The following is a 22,452-nucleotide window of genomic DNA, read 5'->3' on the forward strand; positions in this document are numbered from 1 at the left end:
GAGTCATTAGTTTAATTGAAAAAAATTGCAAAACACTCAAAAATTCTTTTCTGAGAATTTCTTAAACTTAAGCATCCATAAAAGAAGAGACAATGAGATAAGTCATTAGTCATTAGTCATTAGTCATTAGTCAGTGGTCAGAAGGCAATAGGTAAGAGTAGTTATTATTTTTCCCTTGTCTTCCCTACTCCCCCATCACCGCGTCCCCGCGTCTCTTGTCCTTCTTTCATGACTAGCGGTGAACCTTGTTTCATCGGGACTGCCTTCCGCCTCCTGCCTTACGAGCAAACTTAGAAAACTTGATAATAAAAAACATAACCAGGGGGAAAGAACCTTAAAATAATCAGGATTTGTATTCTCCTACTCCATCTCCATCCCAACGACTATGCCCCGCCGTCAAGACCTCCGAAAGATATTGCTGTTAGGATCTGGCCCCATTGTCATCGGACAAGCCTGTGAGTTTGACTACTCTGGCACCCAAGCCTGTAAAGCGTTGCGAGAAGAAGGCTATGAGGTGGTATTGGTCAACTCCAACCCAGCGACAATTATGACCGATCCGGAAACGGCCGATCGCACTTATATTGAACCGCTGACACCAGACCTAGTTGAAAAAGTAATCGCCAAAGAACGTCCCGATGCCCTGCTGCCAACTATGGGAGGACAAACTGCCCTGAACATCGCTGTGGCATTAGCAAAAAATGGTGTCTTGGAACAGTACAACGTTGAATTAATCGGTGCGAAGTTACCAGCAATTGAGAAAGCTGAAGACCGAAAACTGTTTAACGATGCCATGGCCAAGATTGGGGTAGATGTATGTCCCAGTGGTACTGCTTCAACTTTAGAAGAAGCTAGAGCGATCGCTCGCCAAATTGGCACTTATCCTTTAATTATTCGTCCTGCCTTCACCATGGGCGGTACTGGTGGCGGTATAGCCTACAACCAAGAAGAATTTGAAGAAATGGCACAGGTAGGTATAGATGCCAGTCCCGTTTCACAAATTCTCATCGACCAGTCTCTACTAGGCTGGAAAGAATACGAGTTAGAAGTAATGCGCGACTTAGCAGATAACGTCGTGATTATCTGTTCCATCGAAAACCTCGATCCGATGGGCATCCATACTGGTGACTCAATTACCGTTGCTCCCGCCCAAACCCTCACCGATAAAGAATATCAGCGGCTGCGGGACATGGCAATTAAAATCATCCGCGAGATTGGCGTGGAAACTGGCGGTTCTAATATTCAGTTCGCCGTTAATCCCGTGAATGGTGATGTGATTGTAATTGAGATGAACCCTCGTGTTTCCCGCAGTTCGGCCTTGGCTTCTAAAGCCACGGGTTTCCCCATCGCCAAAATGGCGGCCAAGCTAGCTATTGGCTATACCCTAGATGAAATAAAAAATGACATTACTAAGAAAACTCCGGCATCCTTTGAGCCGACAATTGACTATGTGGTAACCAAAATTCCCCGTTTCGCCTTTGAAAAGTTCCCAGGCTCGGAACCAGTGCTGACAACACAAATGAAGTCGGTAGGGGAAGCAATGGCAATTGGGCGGACATTCAATGAATCCTTTCAAAAAGCGCTGCGTTCTTTAGAAACTGGACGCGCTGGCTGGGGTTGCGACAAAGCCGAAAAATTACCCAGCGGCGAACAAATTCGGGCCCTGCTACGGACACCAAATCCCGATCGCATCTTTGCCTTACGTCATGCTTTGCTACTAGGGATGAGTAATGAAGAAATTTATGAACTTACAGCCATTGACCCGTGGTTCCTAGATAAAATGCAGCAACTGCTAGAGACGGAGAAATTCATCAAGCGCACGCCCTTAAAGCAGTTGACAAAAGAACAACTTTATGAAGTAAAGCGGAATGGATTTAGCGATCGCCAGATTGCTTTTGCCACCAAAACTGCTGAAGATGAAGTCCGCGCCTACCGCCAACAGCTAGGAGTCATTCCTGTTTATAAAACCGTAGACACCTGCGCTGCTGAATTTGAAGCGTTTACCCCTTACTACTACTCCACCTACGAAGAAGAAACAGAAGTTTTACCAACTACCAAGCCCAAAGTAATGATTTTGGGTGGTGGCCCCAACCGTATTGGTCAGGGAATCGAGTTTGACTATTGTTGTTGTCACGCCGCCTATGCGTTGAAGGGAGCAGGGTTTGAGACAATCATGGTCAACTCCAACCCAGAGACAGTCTCAACCGATTATGACACCAGCGATCGGCTTTACTTTGAGCCGTTGACCAAAGAAGATGTCCTTAACATCATCGAAGCTGAAAATCCTGTCGGAATAATTATTCAATTCGGCGGACAAACACCGCTGAAGTTAGCAGTACCTTTGCAAGAGTATTTGCTGAAGTTAGCAGAGGCGCAAACAGAAAATTCTTCCCCTGTGCCCAAAATTTGGGGCACATCACCCGATTCTATCGACAGAGCAGAAGACAGAGAGCGATTTGAGAAAATTCTCAAACAGTTGGATATTGCCCAACCACCAAATGGTACAGCTCGGAGTTATGAAGATGCGCTAATTGTCGCCAAACGGATTGGCTATCCGGTGGTGGTGCGTCCTAGCTATGTATTGGGGGGACGGGCGATGGAAATTGTCTACTCTGATACGGAACTAGAACGCTACATGACTTTTGCAGTCCAGGTAGAACCAGAACATCCGATTTTGATTGACAAGTTTTTGGAAAACGCCATTGAAGTCGATGTCGATGCGATCGCCGACCACACCGGACGAGTCGTGATTGGTGGCATCATGGAACACATCGAACAAGCCGGAATTCACTCCGGAGATTCGGCTTGCACATTACCCTCAATTTCTCTATCACCAGCAGTACTCAATCAAATTCGTACTTGGACGGTGCAATTAGCACAGTCTCTTTCAGTAGTGGGATTGATGAATATTCAGTTTGCCGTTGTCGGTGCTGGCGGCTATTCTCCCCAAGTTTACATCTTAGAAGCCAACCCCCGCGCCTCGCGCACAGTGCCCTTTGTTTCTAAAGCTACAGGTGTGCCCTTGGCGAAACTAGCATCCTTAATTATGTCCGGTAAAACTTTAGAGGAGCTAAACTTCACCCAGGAAGTCATCCCATCGCACATTGCCGTTAAAGAAGCAGTTCTCCCCTTTAATAAATTCCCTGGAACTGATACACTATTAGGCCCAGAGATGCGCTCCACTGGTGAAGTAATGGGAATCGACAGTGACTTTGGACGTGCCTTTGCCAAAGCAGAACTCGGTGCAGGAGAGCGTTTACCTCTGAAAGGAACAGTGTTTGTGTCGATGAGCGATCGCGACAAAGCAGCTTCAGTTTCTGTAGTTAGGGAATTTATTGAGCTAGGCTTTACTGTCATGGCTACACTTGGCACACGCCAAGTTCTTCAAGAACAGGGTTTAGATATTGAGCTGGTGCTGAAACTCCATGAAGGTCGTCCTCATGTCTTAGATGCCATCAAAAATCAGAAAATCCAACTCATCATCAACACGCCCTCTGGGGAAGAAGCCCAGACTGATGCTAGGCTAATCCGCCGCACCGCCTTAGCTTATAAAATCCCCATCATTACCACTATTGCTGGGGCAAAAGCCACTGTCGCCGCCATCCGTTCTTTGCAAAATACGACTTTGGACGTAAAAGTTATCCAAGATTACTGCAATAACCGCTAGCGATTGGGGTTTCCCCCATGAATAACTGGCGTTAGCGTAGCGGTAGCGAGGTTAGGAGCGTCACCCGTTCAGCGATGCCGTTCTTGTACCCCTGCTCTTAAGCAAGCTACGCGTAGCGTCTCCGTCAGGAGAAGAGTAGGGTCAGTTGTCAGAAGAACAAGGGAACAGGCAAAAAGAACTATTATTTCTTCCTCATCTCCCTCTGCCCCTCTGCCTCCCCTACCTCCCCTTCTCTTTCCTCAATCTGCATTAAGCGGTATTTACAAGGAAAATTAAGCAATTATTATAAAAGAATAATAATTGTTTTTATTGAGATATTTTAACAAATATGAGTAAGTTATTTTTATATGTACAAAGATTTATATAAGTCGGCTGACAAATAGTCTTAAAGGAGATGGCAACTTCAACCTTCTTCTTTGTATTTAGCACTTCATGTTCATTACTTCACAATCACCTGTGTTAGTCAATTTGAGATGAGGATCAAATATCGGCTTTTGCGATAAATCTACATGTATGAACTCTAACAGCCAAAAAATTCAGGGCTGGCAGATATTCCAATTTTTCTCATAAATGTTACAATTATTAATAATGATTAAATACAAAAAGTGTCTGTCTCGCTACCTTTTATCTAACCATAGATACTTGTGAAAGCTGAGAAATAACTGTAACGTCTAGCAGTTAAGACCTTAATTTGATTAATATGAGCAGCCGACGTAATTATCGGGCGCGCAAATAGCCAACTATAAAGCTAACTGGGTAGCAGCCTCAAAGAACATTTATTAAGTTAATGACCCTAACTAAAAACCCATCATTACCAATGAGTAGCGCCATGAAGACCGCTCCAACAGCCACAGACCTCGTGCGGACTTACCTGCGTGAGATTGGCCGTGTGCCACTCTTAACTCACGAGGAGGAAATTTGTTATGGCAAACAGGTGCAACGTTCAACCACATTGCATGATGTAAGGGAAGAGCTTGCTACCCAGTTGGGTCGTCAACCAACAATAGAAGAGTGGGCAAAGGCCACAAAACTAGAAATACCAGAGTTAAACGAAGCGATCGCAGAGGGTGAAATTGCCAAGCGCAAGATGGTAGAAGCCAACTTGCGACTAGTGGTATCTGTTGCCAAAAAGTATATTAAACGCAATGTCGATTTACTCGACTTAATCCAAGAAGGCAGCATTGGGATGCAACGGGGTGTAGAAAAGTTTGACCCCACCAAAGGTTATAGGTTTTCTACCTATGCTTATTGGTGGATTCGTCAAGCAATTACTCGGGCGATCGCCGAAAAAGCTCGCACCATCCGCTTGCCAATTCATATTACCGAAAAGCTAAATAAAATTAAAAAGGCTCAGCGCCAGTTATCTCAAAGATTGGGACGCGCTCCCACAGCTGCTGAGCTAGCTCAAGAATTAGAATTAACTCCAAAGCAAGTGAGAGAGTATCTCGAAAAAGCGCGATTGCCCTTATCCTTAGATTTACGGTTGGGAGATAATTACGATACCGAACTTGGAGAAATGCTGGAAGATCCAGGAGCTTCTCCAGAAGAATTTGTCATGCAATCTTCCCTATCTAATGACTTAGAGCGGTTGATGGAACAACTCACCGCCCAACAGCGGGAAGTGATTACCTTGCGCTTTGGGTTAACTGACGGACAAGCGCTGACACTTGCCAGAATAGGCGAAATCCTTAATATTAGCCGCGAACGAGTACGACAAATAGAGCGCGAAGCTTTAACCAAACTTCGCAAGTCTAAAGCCAGCATGGATGAATATTTGGCGAGTTAGTCAGTGGTGAGTCAGCGCAGTCTTGGTGAGCCACTCCAATTGGCTCACCGCGCTAGCGACGCAGGAGCGTCACTCTGAAGGGGTCATTAGTTAGTGGTGAGTGCAAAAGAAACTACTGACAATTAAGGGAAGAAAATACGCTGCTTTTGGTACGGTTACAACGACTCCCAAGTAAGAATTAGCTTGTTACATTATTTGACAGGAACACTTAATAGTCAGTCAAGTCAAATAAAGAACAGGTCTTTAATTATTCAATTTACAAATACTGTATTTAGCAGTTTTAGTACGGGAGGTACAACGTGAGTAACTCATCCAATCAAGTTTCAGAATTTTTTAATAGTGAGTCAGAAACTGGTAATTTGCTGTGGCAATATGTTAAATCCTTGAGTCCAGAGACAGTTACCCAGTTATCCAAACCCAGTTCTACCGAAGTCTTCCAAGTCATGGAGCGCAACATTGTAGGATTGTTGGGCAATCTACCTTCAGAACACTTTGGCGTGACGGTTACAACGAGTCGAGAAAGCCTTGGTCGGCTACTTGCTTCGGCAATGATTAGTGGTTATTTCTTGCGGAATGCTGAACAGAGAATGAACTTTGATATGGCTTTGCAAGGAACTGAAACTATTGATAACGAAGCTGAATAGCAAATTGAAATTTTCGATAAAAAATTCAGCCTGATTGCATTTTCACCCGGTTATAGTTGCGGGTAAGAAAATCAAAAATTAGTTTTATGCAGAATCTTGATCGCTCACCTTCCCTTCAGCCACATCCACAGCTATGCGTTAGCAATAATCATCCTAATATTGGCATAAGTGCTAACGCCGCTGGAGTTTTATACTATTGCCGCTTTATTAATTGAAGACACATTTAAAATTTGGTAAAATATGAATCTTGGTTAAATCCGCTACCATCTTAGATTTAATATATATAGAGTCGGTACATGGATAAACCAAAAGCAAGTTGTATTTTTAATAAAAGCAAACTCGGCAGATACTTAAGCCCGCCTGCCGAGTTTTATTGTTAGTCATCAGTAAAGATTTAATAGCACCCTATAAGTCCTACAAACAATGAGTGAAACCAGTGCTGTGCCACCCCACAAAATTATTGGTGTTGCTGTAATTTGGAATGACCAAGAGCAAATTTTAATCGATCGCCGTCGTCCAGAAGGTGTAATGGGCGGTTTATGGGAATTTCCTGGTGGCAAAATTGAGCCTGGTGAAACTGTGGAAGAGTGCATTCAAAGAGAAATTTATGAAGAACTAGGAATAGAGATTGAAGTCAGAGAGCATCTAATTACCATTGACCACACCTATACCCATTTGCGGGTTACCCTGACAGTGCATCAATGTTGCCTGCTTACAGGTATTCCTCAACCCCTAGAATGTGATGAAATTCGCTGGGTGAATTTAGATGAACTGGAAGAGTTTGCTTTTCCTCAAGCAAATAGTCAAATCATTTCTGCTCTGAAGGGGAGTCGGAGAGTAGGAGAAGCAGGGGAAGCGGGGGAAGCAGAGGAGATAAAACTCCTAACTACTGACAACTGACTATTGTACAGACGCGATTAATCGCGTCTCTAATAATGACCAATACCGTAACAATGTATTAACTGAATCAGGTTAAGACCCGCAATTTTCTACAATAATCCCAGAGACTTTGATTGAGAGTTTAGCAAGCAAATGCCTAAAACCGTTGCCGAGGTGATGAGCCACAACCCAATTGTTGTTAGGGCTGAAACTCCACTAAAGGAAGCCGTCCAAATTATTGCTGAACGACGTATCAGTGGGCTACCTGTTGTAGATGATACTGATAAATTGGTGGGCATTATTTCGGAAACAGACTTGATGTGGCAAGAAACTGGTGTGACTCCTCCGGCTTACATTATGTTTCTTGATAGTGTCATCTATTTACAAAATCCTGGTACTTATGAACGTGACCTGCACAAGGCACTAGGGCAAACTGTTGGAGAAGTGATGAGCAAAAACCCCATTACTATTGCTCCTGACAAAACTGTAAAAGAAGCTGCTCAACTTATGCACGATCGCAATGTTCACCGTTTACCTGTACTTGATAGCGCGGGTCAAGTTATTGGCATCCTTACCCGTGGTGATATTATTCGGGCAATGGCTGCTAGTTAATATTAGTCAGTTGTCAGTTGTCAGTTGTCAGTTGCTAGTGACTACTGACTATGTGGCTATTTTTTAAAAAACTTTTGAAAATTAGGATAACTAGATGAGTATTACTCCTGAATCTGTGAAGCAATTGCTCAGTTCAGAGGATTTAGGCGATCGCTTGCGAGCAGTTAATCAAATCCGCGAACTAGAACCAACAATCGCCTTTGAACTGATTCAAATTGCTATTGGTGATAGCAATTCCAGAGTCCGATACTCAGCGGTCAGTCAGTTGGATACACTTGGAACACAGAATCTAGATTTATCGTTGGATATATTGCGCGATCGCTTGCTCAACGACCCCGAAGCTGATGTCCAAGCAGCAGCAGCAGACTGTTTGGGTGCTTTGAAACTACATGCTGCTTTTGAAGACTTAGAGCGGCTTTACCAAACCAGCAACGAGTGGCTAGTACAATTCAGTATCATCGCTACATTAGGAGAGTTTGGCGATCCGCGAGCCTTTGCACTACTCAAACAAGCACTTTCTTCCGAGAACGAATTGGTACAAACTGCGGCTATTAGTTCACTTGGTGAGTTAGGAAATATGGAGGCAATTCCCCTGTTAACTCCATATGCCACCAATCCAGATTGGCAAATCCGTTATAGAATTGTGCAAGCTTTAACTCGTTTAGGTGGTGCAGATGCCAAATCTGTATTAGAAACCCTGACAAATGATGAAGTAGAACCAGTAGCAACTGAAGCTAGAAAATCTTTGCAGTCAGTTTGAGTCTGTATTTTTAACGAGACTTTGTAAAAAATAAAAATCAGAAGTTTACAGGGCTTTTCAAGTAATTCAAATTACCACTGCTGTAAATTAGCCCATCTTGAAATATTCTACACTCACAAAAACCTCTCCACAATAGGAGAGGTTTTTTGCTATTAAGTAGATCGGCGCAAATAAATATAATATGTTCTGTCATTGCTTCGTTCCTTGCAATGACAGTCTTTGTGATTGCTACTCTGCGAGAAGGCTCTGCCTACGTCGTTCCTCCTCTCTACGAGACGCTACGCGAACGCAATGACATCTTACATTTAATTATGTCTACCTACTTAAAGGGCGTATTACAACCAGCGTAAAACCGCAATAGGTTTATTATTACTTCAAATTTTATTGTAAAAACATTTTACTTTTTTAGTAAAGTCCAGCTAAATACTGAAACAACAATATTTTTTTTGTAAGTACTAATAATATGAAATGTAATATAAAAACAGATATAGTAAGTAATTATCTCAATACGGTTTACATAAGTAAATCCACCAATAAAGATTGGGTGAATACAATATCTTGCCAGATGACACTTAAGTAAATCTCCAAATAACATGGCGAATGTGTTGACCAAACATGTACAAAACATTTCTCGGCTAAAACATTAGCAATCAAAATTTTGGAGATACTAATGAAAAAGTTCACCATTCTAGCAACCACACTTGTAGCATCTACCCTGAGCTTAAGCTTGGTTAATAATATATCTAAGGCGGAAGCTGCTTCTTTAGTTCCTCAACAAGAAGGGGAAATTGCACTAACAAACGTTGCTTGTTTTACAGGGAACTGTATCTCTACAGTTCCCTTTGGCTACACAATCAGCAGTGAAGTTTATAGCCCAAATTACAAACGAAGTCTGTTGTTTAGCGATAAAAGTTCAACTGTAAACAACTATCCAAATCAATTGAATCCTGGACTTGTAATTAAATTCACAAATCCTGATGCAGGAACAAACCCAACTGCAATCGAAAATTGGTTCCGTCCAGTAGCGATTAAAGCTAACGGTAGTCTTGTTGAAAATGGTGAATTGGAAGTTGGTCAATTCAAGTTCAATTTTACTCAAACAATCTCAGAATTAGAATTATCATTCTTTGATGTAGAACAAAATGGGACTACTATTCTGAATGTAAATGGTGTTGCCTTTAATGAAGCAATTGCTTCAGGCCTTGATAGCAATATCAAGAAAGTGAAGCTGACAAATGTAGATTCATTTGTGATTAAGCTTGGTAGCATTGGTGGTAACTTCAAGACTGGCGATGGTGTTCTTTTAAAAGTCAGTACACCTGAACCAGCAAGTATTCTCAGTCTAGGTGCTTTGGCATTAACAGGTTTGTTTGGCTTGCGGAAAAGCAAAAAATCTTCTCCAGTAGCTTAATGATGGGATTGAGTAGATAGGGTAAGTTAAAACACATTTAATTTGCAACACAACATTTCCTGAACTTTTTGCGAAGTAGACATCTTACCCACCCTAGTTTTGCAAGTTAGTTGTGAATCGCTTGATTACAAGAAACTCATATCTACTCAATTTTATTTTTTGGCTAAATTAACTAAGTTCTACGCACCAAAGACTTGCGGCCAAGTTGTGACTAGGAAAACTATAACTGCGGCGATCGCTAATACTCCTTGAATTAAATTCCCAATCAATGTTCCTACCACAATTCCTACACCAGCCTTAACTGCCAACCAGAATTGACGACGGTAAATGTATTCACCAATAATTGCTCCTAACAGAGGCCCAAATAAAATTCCGAGTAGCGGCCCTCCAAAAGGTAAAGTTGGCAATAATCCAAAAAATCCTAACAGTAAACCCACAACTGCACCAATTTGTCCCCACTTACTAGCACCTGCTTGTTTTGCTCCTAAGTAGCCAGCTAAAAAATCAACTCCCACACTGAGGAGTAAAACGATAACTGTAACGATGAGTGGTATTTTAATAGCTACAAAAGAACTACTAACAATTCCCCAAATAATAATTGCAATTAAAATTAAACTGGTACCAGGAATGGCAGGAACCACAGCACCAATGATACCCACAACCATTAAGGCAACCAATAGCCAATAAATAATTTGCATAAAATTTAAAATTTTTGACTCAGCTATAGCAATCCTATCTGATTTGTGAAATTTAAAAGACCAAGATTCCCGAATTTTTAGAAAATTCGGGAATCTTGTTTTTCTCCTTATATAATCTTTTACCTCAATCTGGTAAAATTTGTCTGCGATCGCTCTTGACTCGTCTTGGTAATTGTCGTTGGTGGAGACTAATCAGTTGCTGGTAGATGCGATTTATATTGTTCATAAAACGGAACAGCAACCATATTAAGTAGAACGGTGCAAATAAACCGAAGTATGTAACAGAAAGTAAAGTCACCTCAAACCTTCTTTCCTTCTGCCATCTGCCCTCTGCCATCTGCCTTGTTTTAACGAGAAACATTCACGCTGACCTACTTACTTGAGGTTTGGGTAGTAGACAAACCGCTAGCAATATGCCTGGTGACAGCACAGCCTATTTGTACTCAGTAATTTAACTTCCCAAACACTCTTACAGCAAGCTCAAAATCCATGACAAGAAAAATATTAACTGGACTGAGTTCAGAGGCTTACGAACACCCCTTCGATCGCAAAGCCTTAGCCTCTTTGAAAAGTATGCCCGGTATCTCCCTGCTGCTCAAAAAAATTAATGAGTATGGCATAGATCGCTTACTGAGACTGCAAAGCCTTGGCAGTGAAATTAGAATCACAACCCGTAATTTTCCTCAATTGCATCAGGCACTTGTAGAAACGTGCCAAATTCTTGATATTGCTCCACTTCCAGAAATGTATCTATATCGAGGCGCAGGTCACATCCGAACCTACATTATTGGGGTGGAAAAACCTCTTGTCGGGATTAATTTAGATGCAATGGAATGGCTGGATGCAGATGAGTTGCTTTACGTTTTGGGACACGAAGTCGCTCGCATTAAGAGCCAGCATATGATTTATTACCAAATGGCATTTGTGATGCCAACTTTGAAAAATGTCTTGAGCAGTACGACACTAGGATTAGGTGGCTTGGTAGCTAGTGGAATGGAACTAGCTTTGTATAATTGGCGGATGATGTCCAAGTTCACTACCGATCGCGCCGGTTTGTTAGCTTGTCAAGATATTGATGTGGCTACCACTGCACTGCTGAAACTCGCAGGTTTGCCAGATGAGTACTTGACAACTGCTGTCATTGAAGATTTCCTCGCCCAAGCTCGGGAATTTGCATCCACTAGCTTTGATACCGTAGATCAAGTCACCAAAATATTAAGCTATGCGGAAGACGAGCTTTCCTGGGTAGTTATGCGGACTGGCGAGTTATTAAAATGGATTGATTCAGGAGAATATGATAATTTACTTCAACAGAAAAATTTAAAGGCAGTACAAGAAAAGGAAGGATGGAACTTTTTGACTTCTTGGTGACTTATAGCTCAACGAACAACCAACAATATTTTATAAATTAGAGCTAAGAGTAACAGCTAATTTATCTGCAATTCCAGCAATCCAATTTTCATCTTGTTTAGTGTAACTACGAGGAGCATTTGCTCCTAAAATTAGAACACCTCGATCGCCAATTGGTTGACAAATTACACCTTGAGTATTTTCTGGTAAATAATCAAATTCGACTCTTCCTGGATATACTTTCAAAGCAACTAAATAAACAGGCTGTTGTTTTTCTAGTACTCGTTTTAAGATTGGCCCTGGTACTACTTCAGATTTAGGAGCCAGAATGCCGCGACGCAACAAAATTTTACCTTGATAGAAAACCACCAGCGATCGCGTGACTGTATTAGTTAATAACAGATGCGATGCCCAAGCTAATTCTGTTTTCATAGCTTCTGGTAAATCTGGTGCTAAGATAAAACCCTCTTCTCCAATTAGTTCTACAGAATCAGGCGATCGCGGCTGTACTTGCTGCCAAATTAAACCCGTCAAAATCAACACCGCACTCAAAATTACACCCAGCACATCTCCACGCGATTGGGACTCTGTTAGTTCTGGTGTCAACAAACGGTTAATCAGCAAGAGTACAGCGCCTAATCCGCCGACAACAAGGGGTAGACGACGTAAAACTCGATTAGGATCGGGTTTAGTCATGTTTGTTCAGTTTTGAGTAAGGAGTGCTGAGGAGCTAGTGCGGTGGTAAGGTACCCATTGGAGAGACAGCGCCGTAGTGTTAGCGTAGCGGTGAGGCAGTCGCAGTCCTAGATGCCACTTGTTTCAAGTTTGCAGAGCTGCCCAACGCAGTGGCTCCCCATGAGTAACTAGTGTTAGCGCAGCGTTAGCGACGTACTCCTAGGTCGAAGCAAGCTACGCGTAGCGTCTCCGTCAGGAAAAGGAGCGTCACCCTAAGGGCTTGCCGCAGGTAGCAACTCGTATTACTGAGTAAGGAGTTATCTATACTATTTACTTCCCTAGCTTCCCCTGCTTCCCTTACTCTTCACTCCTCTCCAGGTTCAATGATCCGTTGAAACAGATATCCAGTACCTCGTGCAGTCAGGATCAATTCTGGGTTACTAGGATCGTCTTCTAACTTTGCCCGCAAACGCGAGATATGCACATCTACCACACGAGTATCTACATGGCGTTCTGGTGTGTAACCCCATACCTCCTGCAAAATTTCCGAACGAGAAAAAGCTTCTCCAGAGCGACTCACTAGCAACTCTAGGAGGCTAAATTCCATTCCCGTCAGTCGAATACGCTCATCGCCTTTGTAGACTTGCCGTTTGTTCGTATCAATTTTGATATTCCCAACGTGGATTACCCCAGAACTAGGAATACCAGAAGCACCAGTTTTGTCTACTCGCCGCAACACTGAGCGAATCCGAGCTTCTAACTCTTTGGGTGAAAATGGTTTAACTACATAGTCATCAGCACCCAATTCCAAACCAGTGATGCGATCGGCCACGTCCCCTAAGGCTGTTAGCATAATAATAGGGACATCCGATTCCTTACGTAATTCTTGACACACACCGTAGCCATCTAGCTTTGGCATCATCACATCCAAAACTACTAGGTCAGGATCGGCTTTGCGAAAAGTTTCCAAAGCTTCTTCCCCGTCGCCAGCCGTTACTACATCGTAGCCAATCATGGAAAGGCGCGTTTCCAAAATCCGGCGAATGCTGGCTTCGTCGTCTACCACCAGGATTTTTTCTTTATGACTTTCCAAGTTTCTCAACGCTCCTTAACTAAAATTTTTCATGATTAATTTTTAATACCATAATATTAAGATATCATTCCATCAATTGATTGGGAAAAAGCTCCAACTATTACTATTCATGGATTTTAGTTTTGACCAAAACATTAAGCAAAAATTAAGATTATTTAACAAGTTTTAAGAATGGCAAAATCTAAAACCTTTTTCACTTGTAACGAATGTGGGGCAGAATCTTCCCAGTGGTTTGGCAAGTGTCCAAATTGTGGCACATACAATTCTTTAGAAGAGCAGATTGCTATCCAGTCCTCAGTTGATATACCCACTAGAGGCATAAGTAGTTGGCACGCAACTCAAAATAATGGCAAAACCGCTGTCAAACCAGCAAAACCACGCGCTTCTCTGACATTTGAGCAAATTAGCGATCGCCAAATTGCACGTTGGGAATCTGGTTATGAAGAACTGGATAGAGTGCTAGGTGGTGGAGTTGTTCCTGGTTCGATGGTCTTGATTGGCGGTGACCCAGGTATTGGTAAATCGACCTTACTGCTGCAAGTATCAAGTCAACTAGCGCAGAGATACCGTATTCTCTACGTAACTGGAGAAGAATCAGGACAACAGGTAAAATTACGAGCTTCTCGCTTGGGAGTATCAAAACCCTTGGAGATACTTAGTGATGAGAATGGCACAGCAGTAGACACTAGTGATGAAAAGGTAACAGCAGCAGTAGAAACTTCCGAAGAATCGGCACATGTAGATGCAGATTTGTATGTATTGCCGGAAACAGATTTGGAGGAGATTTTAAAGGAGATAGAATCTCTCAGACCTAATCTGGCTGTAATTGATAGTATTCAAACTGTGTTCTTTCCAGCACTGACTTCTGCGCCTGGTTCAGTAGCACAAGTAAGAGAATGTACAGCGGCGTTGATGAAGGTGGCCAAGCACGAAGATATCACAATGTTAATTGTGGGACACGTTACCAAAGAAGGAGCGATCGCCGGGCCGAAAGTTTTAGAACACTTAGTTGATACAGTATTGTATTTTGAAGGCGATCGCTTTGCCTCCCATCGATTATTACGAACTGTAAAAAACCGCTTTGGAGCGACTCACGAAATTGGCATCTTTGAAATGGTGCAAAATGGATTGCGAGAAGTCCCCAATCCTAGTGAGCTATTTCTAGGTAATCGTGACGATCCTGCTCCTGGTACTGCAATTGTTGTTGCTTGCGAAGGAACTCGCCCCATTGTCGTCGAGTTGCAGGCCCTTGTAAGTCCTACCAGTTACCCTTCCCCCCGTCGTGCTGCCACTGGTATAGACTATAACCGCTTGGTGCAAATTCTCGCGGTGTTAGAAAAACGGGTAGGGATTCCGATGTCGAAGTTAGATTCCTACGTGGCTTCGGCTGGTGGGTTGAATGTCGAAGAACCAGCAGTAGATTTAGGCATAGCCATTGCGATCGTTGCTAGTTTCCGCGATCGCATCGTCGATCCAGGTACGGTATTGATTGGTGAAGTTGGGTTAGGCGGACAAGTGCGATCGGTTTCCCAGATGGAATTGCGCTTAAAAGAAGCAGCTAAATTAGGATTTAAGAGAGCGATCGTTCCCAAAGGGCAAAAATTCCCCGACCTTAATATCGAGATTTTACCAGTTGCCAAGGTAATAGATGCAATTATCGCCGCCATCCCCCATCAAGAACTGACAGACGAGGATTTAGAACTTGATGAAGATGAGTAACCATAGCCCCCTAAAAAAGGGGGATTGGGGAAATCTATAAAGTCAAACACCAGGGTAGCTCCCAAATTTTGACACATACTAAAGGAAAATCCACCATGACAGCCCTCACCCAAGGGACTTCCAAATAAAAAAATAATCAATCGCTTGGATGAGCAGGGGGAGAAGAAATTAGATACTGGTATTTGATGCAGGAATTGAGCCGGAAGATTAGACTTATTGCGAATAATTGAGTCTTGCTGGATGAGCTAATTTTTAGTTTCTCTAGCATTTTTTTTGGCGGAATTAAATTTTTAATAATATTCAGCAATTCTGTTAATTAGTGTTGCCAACATTACTCGAAGTAAGGATAATTGTTTCGTCTAAGAACTTGGTAATTGCTAATAATAATTTTTGAACATATACTTGACAGGTATAAAATTATACACTAATATGAAAGCATGATAAAGGCGATCGCCCAATCCCGGAAAGATGAATGCGATCGCCCTTATCTGGCCCCTTTATCAGAGACAATTATTATCATGGCACAATCAAAAGATTCCGCCCAGTCAAAATTAGAACAGTTCTTAGGTGAATATTTAGATACACCTACCACCAAACAATCGACTGAAAAGCCATTTCCTAAGAGAAAACCGATTAAGCATATATTGATTGGTTCTGAAAAAGCCGTTACTAGTACAATTCACTATTTACAAGTAATTGGCTACGCCAGCGTAGGAGATTGGAGTCCGCTAGTACCAACTGGCAACCCAGATGAGGTAATGAGTATTTTAATCCGGCAAATTCTAATGCAATAAACTAGATGTAGAGACGTTGCATTACAACGTCTCTATTAATTTCTGTCTATTCCCATGTCCTTATTTCCTGGTTCGTTGGATTCTCGTGCTTCATTAGCAATCATCCCATTGATGTAGGTAACAATTATCACTAATTCACCAATTGCTTCCAGTTCAGCCTCTTCTTCTGGTGTCTGAGAATCAGCTGTTTTTTTGTCAACAAGTTCTTGCATACGATCTGACAATTCGTCTGTAATTTTAAACAGATTAATATTACTGACTTTTTCAAGTTGAATACCTTTCTCTAGCCAGGATGAAGGTTTGATCGCCATAGGTTGATTACGATTGAATACACTGCTTATTGTAGGCTGCATCATAATTGCCTAAAATTTAACTTGCCAAAAACAGATATTTATGGTGTGCCAAAATAAAATATCAGTAAAACTACGGTCTTGACCAATGGTGTGGAATTCGGGGCAGCAGTTATTTGGTAGGCGCTACATCATTGAGAGAAAATTGGGCGAAGGTGGTATAGGCATAACCTATCTGGCAAAAAATCGACGCGGCGAGTTGCGAGTCATCAAAACCCTCAGTCTTTTCGACCAGGTTATTTCCGTCGCCTTTACTCCCGATGGAAGTTGGCTTGCTGCTGGCGATAAAAGCGGAAATATCAAAATTTGGCGACGCAGCTAGTTGTGGAATAACAGCGTCAAAATAGTAAGTAAGACTGACAAACATTAAAAACAACATGAAAGCATACGAATTTCCAGCAAACGTTACCACTGAAGGCAAAATAGAATTACCAGATGTGATTTGGCAACAGTTAGCAAATAATCAGCAGGTAAAAGTAATTATTCTCGTCACTGAACCTACAGAAGAAGAACAAGAGGAAGCAGCTTGGCAGCGTCTTGCAGCCGATCAATTATTAAAAGGCTACAGCGAAGATGATGCTATCTACGACACGATTTAAGCAATGCAAAATTATCAATCTGGCTCAGTCATTTTACTCAAATTGCCTTTTTCTGATGCAGTAACATTCAAACTGCGTCCGGTGTTATTAATTTTAGATACAGGAGATGATGATATTATCGTCGCGCGGATTACCAGTCAAATAACTCAAACTGCTTTTGATGTTGAAATTATCGAATGGCAGCAAGCAGGTTTAATGCGTCCGTCGGTAGTTAGATTGCATAAGATAAACACAGTAGAAAAGCGCCTATTAGAGCGTCAACTAGGAACTTTACATCCAAATGATTGGGAAAAAGTGCGTCAGCACATCCAGCAAATATGGTCTTCCATTGAATAATGAAAATTACCATTGTTCAACCACCATCAATATATAAGTGATACCTCATTAATTACCAGCTTGGGTGCGATCGCCGCTCAATTAGCTTTGATATCCTTGGGTTATCGCCGGAAATAAAGTAGCCCATGAACACGCGATTGGTCGATTCACTTGTACAAATCATCGAATCCCTCACCCCAGAAGAGCGCATTTTTTTGCAAGAACGACTAAGCAGCAAGCCAATTCAAGTGACAGCTGGTGTATGTGGTGGACAACCACGCATTCGTAACACGCGTATCCCTGTATGGACGCTAGTTGCTTTTCGCCAACAGGGAGCAAACGAAGAAGGGGCAAACTCAAACCCTCCACACCTACTTGCAAGATATAAAGTCACAAAGTCTTGCTTGGGCAGTGACACTGCAAAATCGTCTCGTTCGTATCAAGAAGCAAAACCAGCCCAAATCCAGCAAACAAGTTTTCATCATTCATGAATATCTAAGATAAGCATCAAGGTGCTTGAGCAAGTGCTGTTTTTCAAACATCAAAGTCTCTAATACTCAATTCACTACCAGACTGCTCGATAATTTTTTGCCGTGACTATGCTGAATGTCAAGCATTAGCGTAACTGACCGTAGGTATTGCTCTTTGACCCTCGACTGTTTAATTTTAAACCCAAAAATATTAACTTGAAACGAAAACTTTTTCACTTCAAACCGCAAAGTTCTCGTTTCAACCAAGAACATTCTCACTTGAAACTAAAACGTTCTCGTTTCAAACAAGAACGTTCTCACTTACAATAGCAAATTTGAGCTTCTGAACTCGGAGTTTTTCACTTTAAACAGAAACATCTAAGCTCAGAGCTAAAAGTGTTAAGTTTTCAGGTATAAGTGTCGAGTTAATTTCTCGACTTACAAGGCTTGTGGTTGCACTTTTTTTGATTTACGCGCAAATCTTCGTCCTAAATCATCAACAATTGAATCTAAACCAGCGCCTTTACCACTAGCTTTGGCATAGTTATAAACCATCAACCCCGCTGCATAAGCTTCACTGCCCACAGCCACAGATGTATCATCCACTAGTTCTTGCAGTTGTGTCAACGACAGGAAAATCGGATACAAGGCTTCAAATAGTTCGATATCTCGGCGCATTTCATCCAAGTCAAAAGACCGAGGTAAGAAGTCAGGGTTCTGTGCGGCTATTTCTAACGCCTTACTCACAAACGCCCGACTCTTATCCCCCAGCTTGGGTAAAGATTTACGCTCCTCAGTTGTCAAATCTACTAAGAACGGTAACTTTTCGCGGATAGTAGCAATAGCTTGCATAACTGCTTCCCGATCTCCTGGGGAAAGTCTTGCACTAACTTTGTTTTCTGCCATTTTTCATACACTTATAATGGAACTTAATTTCAGTATTCCCCAAGTCAGTTAGGCAGTCATAGTTAGTTGTAAGCAATTAATAGAAATTTTTTACACCAATGAACAAGTAATATTTCGCTAGTTACCAGACTTGGACAAGTTTCATGGCATCGTTTTACAGCCGAGTAATTATTAAAGGACTAGAACAGGGAGCAGATGAGTAAGAGTCACTGCGAAACTATTAATTGTTACAACTCTAGGTATCTTGTCTTTGTTGCTTTATTAACCTCTAGATAGACTTGCGATCGCCCATAACTTGTCACAATTGATCCTGGCAATCGTTATTTTGAACAATCAATCCTATGGGCTTTGGTATTGGTGATTTATTCTGGATTTTCCTCCTCCTCTCTTCGCTGCAACCAATTTGGCAAAAACGTCAGATAGAATATCGACGCTTACGTGCCCTACAGGAATTTCAGCAGGAACGCAAAAGTCGGGTGATTTTACTAATTCACCGCCAAGAGTCCATCAGCTTGCTGGGAATTCCCTTATCGCGCTACATTACTATCGAAGATTCAGAACAGATACTGCGGGCAATTCGCCTCACACCCCCAGATGTCCCAATCGACCTAATTTTGCACACTCCCGGCGGTTTGGTACTAGCTACTGAACAAATCGCTAGAGCATTAATTCGCCACTCAGCAAAAGTCACTGTCTTTGTACCTCACTATGCCATGAGTGGCGGTACAATGCTTGCCCTGGCAGCTGATGAAATTGTCATGGATGCTAATGCTGTCTTAGGGCCAGTTGACCCCCAACTGGGTAACTTTCCAGCGGCAAGTATCCTGAAAGTAATTGAAGATAAACCCATCGGTGACGTTGACGACGAAACCCTAATTATGGCAGACCTGTCTCGCAAAGCAATTCAGCAGGTGCAGCGCTTCGTGCGGACTCTCTTGAAAGATAATATACCTAAACAAAAAGTTCTACCTGAAAATATCGAATCGATTATCGAAGCTTTGACAACAGGGCGCGTTACCCACGATTATCCCATCACTGTTGAGGAAGCAACAGAAATGGGGCTGCCCGTAACTGTCGGACTGCCCCGTTCTATCTACGAACTCATGGATTTGTATCCCCAACCACAAGGCGGACGACCTACCGTACAGTACATTCCCATGCCTTATGATGACCGTCGCCCCATGCTGCCTGTACCTAAAGGTAGACCTTTAGAAGAACCAAATCAGAGGACTTGAGGTCTTAGCACCAGAATTAATTTGGTGATGCTTAGGGTGTGGGAGTTGGCGTAGCCGTCGGTGTCGCTGTTGGAGTTGGCGTAGCTGTTGGTGTAGCCGTGGGAGTTGGCGTAGCCGTTGGGGTAGCCGTTGGTGTCGCCGTGGGGGTTGGGGTAGCCGTTGGTGTCGCCGTGGGAGTTGGTGTAGCCGTCGGTGTCGCCGTGGGAGTTGGTGTAGCCGTCGGTGTCGCTGTGGGAGTTGATGACGGACTAGATGTCGGTTTAGGACTAGGCTGGCTAATAGCTTTCTTTGCCTCCTCATTCAGCTTTTGGCGAAGTGCTAAATTAGCAATTCCAGTTTCTTGCAAATTATACTTTTTCTGAAACTCCTTGACAGCGGCTTCTGTGCGTGTCCCATAAAATTGATCGCGGGGTAGAGGAGGATTAGGTTTAAGCGTCGCATTCAAATTTGCTTGCAGAATTTGGATGATATTAGCGGCAAAACCTTGAGTTTTTGGCCCTGCTATCCCATCAACAGGTAGTTTGTAACCCTTCTGAAATTCACGGATTGCCTTTTTAGTTTCTTCATCCGTGAGAGGTGTATTTGTGACCTTAACGTTGTAACCTAATCCTCGCAAAACAGCACGGAATTGCTGTGGCGAATAACTACGCACAGGCGCAGCAAAAGTTGTATTTGAAATTACGAAACTAGCAGTTATCAAGCAGGTAGCGGCAATCGTTACACTTGATTTTTGAAACCCACACCACATAATTGAAAACTCCTTCGGGATGAATCAGCAGAATATATTAGCTTAACAGGTGCATTTTACGTTTCTTTAAAGTTTTTGTCTAAATTATTCATGATTTTTGATTAATTGGAACACTATTGATTAAATTTAACTAGCATTAGCATCCCGATTTTTGCCATCTACCTATAGAAGTATCTTGACTAAGGTAGTAGTAATGGGATAGAAAAACTTAAAGCTATATTCAAATCTGTATAATTCAAAACTAAAAATGGCTAATCACAAACCTCTAAAACTGCGAAACCTTTACTTTGAAAGACTAATGGCAATTGTTGCCACAGTAAATTTATGTTTGGTTTTGTTTAATTTGACTTACGTGCCCTGGCGAGATTTTTACTTGCGAAGAATGCCCGAAATTACCCAAATTTATGACCCAATTAAAGGCATTGAACCCAATAGAGAAACAAACAACTATCTCCAGAAAGTAAAGGCATTAGAAGAACAAGTCAGTCAAACAGGTTTAACATCACCAGAGGTTAAGACTCAGTTGGAGGAAATCAGTCGTCTTAGCAGAGATACGATCGATGGCAATCCATTTGCAGCAGCAGATAAGAGCGGTACTCTAGAAAAAATCAAAAACCGCATACGCGATCGCACCAACCAAGAATCTGCAAAAGTTGCATTTGCTACATTTTGGAGTCAAGATTATTTATCTCAAAAGGGCTGGTTGCAAGAAATTAATTTTTTCAATCAGAAAATCAAACCTTTGATTGCCACCAACTACTACCGTAAAATTGGAGAAAATGGCGAATTTATCGATTATTTCTGGTTAATTGACTTACCATTTGTGCTTTTATTTGGTATCGAGTTGCTAGCACGTTCTTTTTATATTCAGCGTCGCCATCCGAGTATGAGTTGGTTAAATGCAGTTTTGTGGCGCTGGTACGATTTATTTCTGCTGCTACCATTTTGGCGATGGTTGCGGATCGTACCTGTGTTAGTTCGCCTCGACCAAGCACAGTTAATAAATTTTCAGCCATTACGGCGGCAAATAAATCAAGCATTCGTCGCAAATTTTGCTGAAGAACTCACAGAAATTGTTGTAGTGAGAGTAATTAACCAAATTCAGGGTTCAATTCAGCGGGGTGATTTGACGCGCTGGCTATCGCAACAACAAAACCTGCATCCATACATAGATATTAATAATGTCAACGAAGTAGAAGCGATCGCTGGTATTTTTGTGCAAACAGTAGTCTATCAAGTTCTACCTCAAATTCAACCAGAAATCGTCGCCCTTTTGCGCCACAATATCGCCACAGTTTTTCATCAAGTCCCTGTCTATCGCAACCTCCAGAATTTACCTGGCATAGGAGAAGTACAAACTCAGCTGAGCGAACAACTAGCAACTCAAATCACAACTAATCTATACAACGCTATAGTCAGCGCTGTCGAAGATCCTGTAGGTGCAAAATTATCCAGTCAACTAATGCAACACTTCAGCGAAGCCTTAGGTGCAGAAGTACAGAAAAAACACGTATTATCAGAACTTCAGAGCTTACTTTCTGATTTCTTAGAAGAAGTCAAGATTAACTACGTCCAGCGTTTGTCTGAAGAAGACATAGAGCAAATTGTGGAGCAAACTAGACAGCTAAGAGAAAAAGCACCTGTTCAGCCATCGATGGACAAAAGTGCTGCTCTTCCAGAAATTAGGGAAAGATAAGAAACAGAGGGAGATGACGGGGAAGCGGGGGAACACACAGAATAACCA

Annotated in this window: 24 protein-coding genes; 17 read left to right on the forward strand and 7 right to left on the reverse strand. The window is 42.2% G+C overall.

The features are described 5' to 3' along the window. Positions 1 to 385: 385 nt before the first annotated feature. The 8 genes from carB to RMY31_RS30405 all read left to right on the forward strand — a co-directional run bounded on the left by carB (position 386) and on the right by RMY31_RS30405 (position 9,756). Positions 386 to 3,664 (forward strand): carbamoyl-phosphate synthase large subunit, encoded by a 3,279-nt coding sequence (carB, locus tag RMY31_RS30370; protein ID WP_322663008.1) that lies wholly within the window; start codon positions 386 to 388, stop codon positions 3,662 to 3,664. Between the two features lie 829 nt (positions 3,665 to 4,493). Next, a complete protein-coding gene (locus tag RMY31_RS30375) occupies positions 4,494 to 5,450 on the forward strand; it encodes an RNA polymerase sigma factor, RpoD/SigA family (RefSeq protein ID WP_322663010.1) in 957 nt (318 codons plus the stop codon). A 299-nt stretch (positions 5,451 to 5,749) separates the two neighbouring features. Beyond that, positions 5,750 to 6,094 (forward strand): DUF760 domain-containing protein, encoded by a 345-nt coding sequence (locus RMY31_RS30380; RefSeq protein ID WP_322663012.1) that lies wholly within the window; start codon positions 5,750 to 5,752, stop codon positions 6,092 to 6,094. Between the two features lie 423 nt (positions 6,095 to 6,517). Continuing rightward, positions 6,518 to 6,994: an 8-oxo-dGTP diphosphatase MutT gene (gene mutT / locus RMY31_RS30385; RefSeq protein WP_322663014.1), complete on the forward strand. Its 477-nt coding sequence runs from the start codon at positions 6,518 to 6,520 to the stop codon at positions 6,992 to 6,994. A gap of 132 nt (positions 6,995 to 7,126) precedes the next feature. After that, complete coding sequence (locus RMY31_RS30390) at positions 7,127 to 7,585, forward strand: CBS domain-containing protein (protein WP_322663016.1); 459 nt, start codon at positions 7,127 to 7,129, stop codon at positions 7,583 to 7,585. A gap of 94 nt (positions 7,586 to 7,679) precedes the next feature. Continuing rightward, on the forward strand, positions 7,680 to 8,345 hold the full coding sequence (nblB, locus tag RMY31_RS30395) for a phycobilisome degradation protein NblB (RefSeq protein ID WP_322663018.1): 666 nt from the start codon (positions 7,680 to 7,682) through the stop codon (positions 8,343 to 8,345). Between the two features lie 209 nt (positions 8,346 to 8,554). Beyond that, positions 8,555 to 8,695 (forward strand): hypothetical protein, encoded by a 141-nt coding sequence (locus RMY31_RS30400; protein WP_322663020.1) that lies wholly within the window; start codon positions 8,555 to 8,557, stop codon positions 8,693 to 8,695. Positions 8,696 to 9,015: 320 nt separating this feature from the next. Continuing rightward, positions 9,016 to 9,756, forward strand: a complete 741-nt coding sequence (locus tag RMY31_RS30405; protein WP_322663022.1) for an LEVG family PEP-CTERM protein — start codon at positions 9,016 to 9,018, stop codon at positions 9,754 to 9,756. A 179-nt stretch (positions 9,757 to 9,935) separates the two neighbouring features. Here the strand turns inward: RMY31_RS30405 and RMY31_RS30410 are convergent, their stop codons facing one another. Next, positions 9,936 to 10,454 carry a DUF456 domain-containing protein gene (locus RMY31_RS30410; RefSeq protein WP_322663024.1) on the reverse strand — a complete coding sequence of 173 codons (519 nt, stop codon included), beginning with the start codon at positions 10,452 to 10,454 and terminating at the stop codon, positions 9,936 to 9,938. Positions 10,455 to 10,578: 124 nt separating this feature from the next. Beyond that, on the reverse strand, positions 10,579 to 10,815 hold the full coding sequence (locus tag RMY31_RS30415; protein ID WP_322663026.1) for a hypothetical protein: 237 nt from the start codon (positions 10,813 to 10,815) through the stop codon (positions 10,579 to 10,581). Positions 10,816 to 10,943: 128 nt separating this feature from the next. On the opposite strand from RMY31_RS30415, the gene RMY31_RS30420 reads away from it, so the two are divergent. Continuing rightward, complete coding sequence (locus tag RMY31_RS30420; protein ID WP_322663028.1) at positions 10,944 to 11,825, forward strand: M48 family metallopeptidase; 882 nt, start codon at positions 10,944 to 10,946, stop codon at positions 11,823 to 11,825. Positions 11,826 to 11,855: 30 nt separating this feature from the next. Here RMY31_RS30420 and RMY31_RS30425 read toward each other — a convergent pair whose 3' ends face one another. Next, positions 11,856 to 12,500: a cofactor assembly of complex C subunit B gene (locus RMY31_RS30425; protein ID WP_322663030.1), complete on the reverse strand. Its 645-nt coding sequence runs from the start codon at positions 12,498 to 12,500 to the stop codon at positions 11,856 to 11,858. A gap of 343 nt (positions 12,501 to 12,843) precedes the next feature. Further along, positions 12,844 to 13,572: a response regulator transcription factor RpaB gene (gene rpaB, locus RMY31_RS30430; protein WP_017742704.1), complete on the reverse strand. Its 729-nt coding sequence runs from the start codon at positions 13,570 to 13,572 to the stop codon at positions 12,844 to 12,846. A gap of 171 nt (positions 13,573 to 13,743) precedes the next feature. Between rpaB and radA the strand changes: the two genes are divergently transcribed. Both radA and RMY31_RS30440 read left to right on the forward strand, forming a co-directional pair. Further along, on the forward strand, positions 13,744 to 15,291 hold the full coding sequence (radA, locus tag RMY31_RS30435) for a DNA repair protein RadA (protein WP_322663033.1): 1,548 nt from the start codon (positions 13,744 to 13,746) through the stop codon (positions 15,289 to 15,291). A gap of 518 nt (positions 15,292 to 15,809) precedes the next feature. Next, complete coding sequence (locus RMY31_RS30440) at positions 15,810 to 16,085, forward strand: hypothetical protein (RefSeq protein WP_322663072.1); 276 nt, start codon at positions 15,810 to 15,812, stop codon at positions 16,083 to 16,085. A gap of 35 nt (positions 16,086 to 16,120) precedes the next feature. Here RMY31_RS30440 and RMY31_RS30445 read toward each other — a convergent pair whose 3' ends face one another. After that, on the reverse strand, positions 16,121 to 16,441 hold the full coding sequence (locus RMY31_RS30445; RefSeq protein WP_322663034.1) for a hypothetical protein: 321 nt from the start codon (positions 16,439 to 16,441) through the stop codon (positions 16,121 to 16,123). 82 nt (positions 16,442 to 16,523) lie between these two features. Here RMY31_RS30445 and RMY31_RS30450 point away from each other — a divergent pair, with 82 nt between their 5' ends. From RMY31_RS30450 to RMY31_RS30465, 4 genes are all read left to right on the forward strand, one after another. Beyond that, positions 16,524 to 16,757 carry a hypothetical protein gene (locus tag RMY31_RS30450; RefSeq protein ID WP_322663036.1) on the forward strand — a complete coding sequence of 78 codons (234 nt, stop codon included), beginning with the start codon at positions 16,524 to 16,526 and terminating at the stop codon, positions 16,755 to 16,757. 55 nt (positions 16,758 to 16,812) lie between these two features. Beyond that, positions 16,813 to 17,034, forward strand: a complete 222-nt coding sequence (locus RMY31_RS30455) for a hypothetical protein (RefSeq protein ID WP_322663038.1) — start codon at positions 16,813 to 16,815, stop codon at positions 17,032 to 17,034. Positions 17,035 to 17,037: 3 nt separating this feature from the next. After that, complete coding sequence (locus RMY31_RS30460) at positions 17,038 to 17,370, forward strand: type II toxin-antitoxin system PemK/MazF family toxin (protein ID WP_322663039.1); 333 nt, start codon at positions 17,038 to 17,040, stop codon at positions 17,368 to 17,370. A gap of 125 nt (positions 17,371 to 17,495) precedes the next feature. Then, positions 17,496 to 17,840 carry a DUF433 domain-containing protein gene (locus RMY31_RS30465; RefSeq protein WP_322663042.1) on the forward strand — a complete coding sequence of 115 codons (345 nt, stop codon included), beginning with the start codon at positions 17,496 to 17,498 and terminating at the stop codon, positions 17,838 to 17,840. Between the two features lie 417 nt (positions 17,841 to 18,257). Here RMY31_RS30465 and RMY31_RS30470 read toward each other — a convergent pair whose 3' ends face one another. Continuing rightward, positions 18,258 to 18,725, reverse strand: a complete 468-nt coding sequence (locus RMY31_RS30470) for a hypothetical protein (RefSeq protein ID WP_322663044.1) — start codon at positions 18,723 to 18,725, stop codon at positions 18,258 to 18,260. A gap of 341 nt (positions 18,726 to 19,066) precedes the next feature. On the opposite strand from RMY31_RS30470, the gene RMY31_RS30475 reads away from it, so the two are divergent. Beyond that, complete coding sequence (locus RMY31_RS30475; RefSeq protein WP_322663045.1) at positions 19,067 to 19,960, forward strand: SDH family Clp fold serine proteinase; 894 nt, start codon at positions 19,067 to 19,069, stop codon at positions 19,958 to 19,960. A gap of 31 nt (positions 19,961 to 19,991) precedes the next feature. Here RMY31_RS30475 and RMY31_RS30480 read toward each other — a convergent pair whose 3' ends face one another. Beyond that, positions 19,992 to 20,708 (reverse strand): peptidoglycan-binding protein, encoded by a 717-nt coding sequence (locus RMY31_RS30480; RefSeq protein ID WP_322663047.1) that lies wholly within the window; start codon positions 20,706 to 20,708, stop codon positions 19,992 to 19,994. A 247-nt stretch (positions 20,709 to 20,955) separates the two neighbouring features. Between RMY31_RS30480 and RMY31_RS30485 the strand changes: the two genes are divergently transcribed. Next, entirely contained in the window at positions 20,956 to 22,404 is a 1,449-nt protein-coding gene (locus RMY31_RS30485) for a hypothetical protein (protein WP_322663050.1), read from the forward strand. Positions 22,405 to 22,452: the final 48 nt, after the last annotated feature.

Source organism: Dendronalium sp. ChiSLP03b, from assembly GCF_034531165.2.
Taxonomy (GTDB): Bacteria; Cyanobacteriota; Cyanobacteriia; order Cyanobacteriales; family Nostocaceae; genus Dendronalium; species Dendronalium minutum.

Excerpts from the sequence above, each read along its gene's own strand:
- carB (WP_322663008.1), top strand. The coding sequence starts at position 386 with ATGCCCCGCCGTCAAGACCTCCGAAAGATATTGCTGTTAGGATCTGGC.
- RMY31_RS30375 (WP_322663010.1), top strand. The coding sequence starts at position 4,494 with ATGAAGACCGCTCCAACAGCCACAGACCTCGTGCGGACTTACCTGCGT.
- mutT (WP_322663014.1), top strand. The coding sequence starts at position 6,518 with ATGAGTGAAACCAGTGCTGTGCCACCCCACAAAATTATTGGTGTTGCT.
- RMY31_RS30390 (WP_322663016.1), top strand. The coding sequence starts at position 7,127 with ATGCCTAAAACCGTTGCCGAGGTGATGAGCCACAACCCAATTGTTGTT.
- nblB (WP_322663018.1), top strand. The coding sequence starts at position 7,680 with ATGAGTATTACTCCTGAATCTGTGAAGCAATTGCTCAGTTCAGAGGAT.
- RMY31_RS30400 (WP_322663020.1), top strand. The coding sequence starts at position 8,555 with ATGACAGTCTTTGTGATTGCTACTCTGCGAGAAGGCTCTGCCTACGTC.
- RMY31_RS30405 (WP_322663022.1), top strand. The coding sequence starts at position 9,016 with ATGAAAAAGTTCACCATTCTAGCAACCACACTTGTAGCATCTACCCTG.
- RMY31_RS30410 (WP_322663024.1), bottom strand. The coding sequence starts at position 10,454 with ATGCAAATTATTTATTGGCTATTGGTTGCCTTAATGGTTGTGGGTATC.
- RMY31_RS30415 (WP_322663026.1), bottom strand. The coding sequence starts at position 10,815 with ATGTTTCTCGTTAAAACAAGGCAGATGGCAGAGGGCAGATGGCAGAAG.
- RMY31_RS30420 (WP_322663028.1), top strand. The coding sequence starts at position 10,944 with ATGACAAGAAAAATATTAACTGGACTGAGTTCAGAGGCTTACGAACAC.
- RMY31_RS30425 (WP_322663030.1), bottom strand. The coding sequence starts at position 12,500 with ATGACTAAACCCGATCCTAATCGAGTTTTACGTCGTCTACCCCTTGTT.
- radA (WP_322663033.1), top strand. The coding sequence starts at position 13,744 with ATGGCAAAATCTAAAACCTTTTTCACTTGTAACGAATGTGGGGCAGAA.
- RMY31_RS30440 (WP_322663072.1), top strand. The coding sequence starts at position 15,810 with ATGGCACAATCAAAAGATTCCGCCCAGTCAAAATTAGAACAGTTCTTA.
- RMY31_RS30445 (WP_322663034.1), bottom strand. The coding sequence starts at position 16,441 with ATGATGCAGCCTACAATAAGCAGTGTATTCAATCGTAATCAACCTATG.
- RMY31_RS30450 (WP_322663036.1), top strand. The coding sequence starts at position 16,524 with ATGGTGTGGAATTCGGGGCAGCAGTTATTTGGTAGGCGCTACATCATT.
- RMY31_RS30455 (WP_322663038.1), top strand. The coding sequence starts at position 16,813 with ATGAAAGCATACGAATTTCCAGCAAACGTTACCACTGAAGGCAAAATA.
- RMY31_RS30460 (WP_322663039.1), top strand. The coding sequence starts at position 17,038 with ATGCAAAATTATCAATCTGGCTCAGTCATTTTACTCAAATTGCCTTTT.
- RMY31_RS30465 (WP_322663042.1), top strand. The coding sequence starts at position 17,496 with ATGAACACGCGATTGGTCGATTCACTTGTACAAATCATCGAATCCCTC.
- RMY31_RS30470 (WP_322663044.1), bottom strand. The coding sequence starts at position 18,725 with ATGGCAGAAAACAAAGTTAGTGCAAGACTTTCCCCAGGAGATCGGGAA.
- RMY31_RS30475 (WP_322663045.1), top strand. The coding sequence starts at position 19,067 with ATGGGCTTTGGTATTGGTGATTTATTCTGGATTTTCCTCCTCCTCTCT.
- RMY31_RS30480 (WP_322663047.1), bottom strand. The coding sequence starts at position 20,708 with ATGTGGTGTGGGTTTCAAAAATCAAGTGTAACGATTGCCGCTACCTGC.
- RMY31_RS30485 (WP_322663050.1), top strand. The coding sequence starts at position 20,956 with ATGGCTAATCACAAACCTCTAAAACTGCGAAACCTTTACTTTGAAAGA.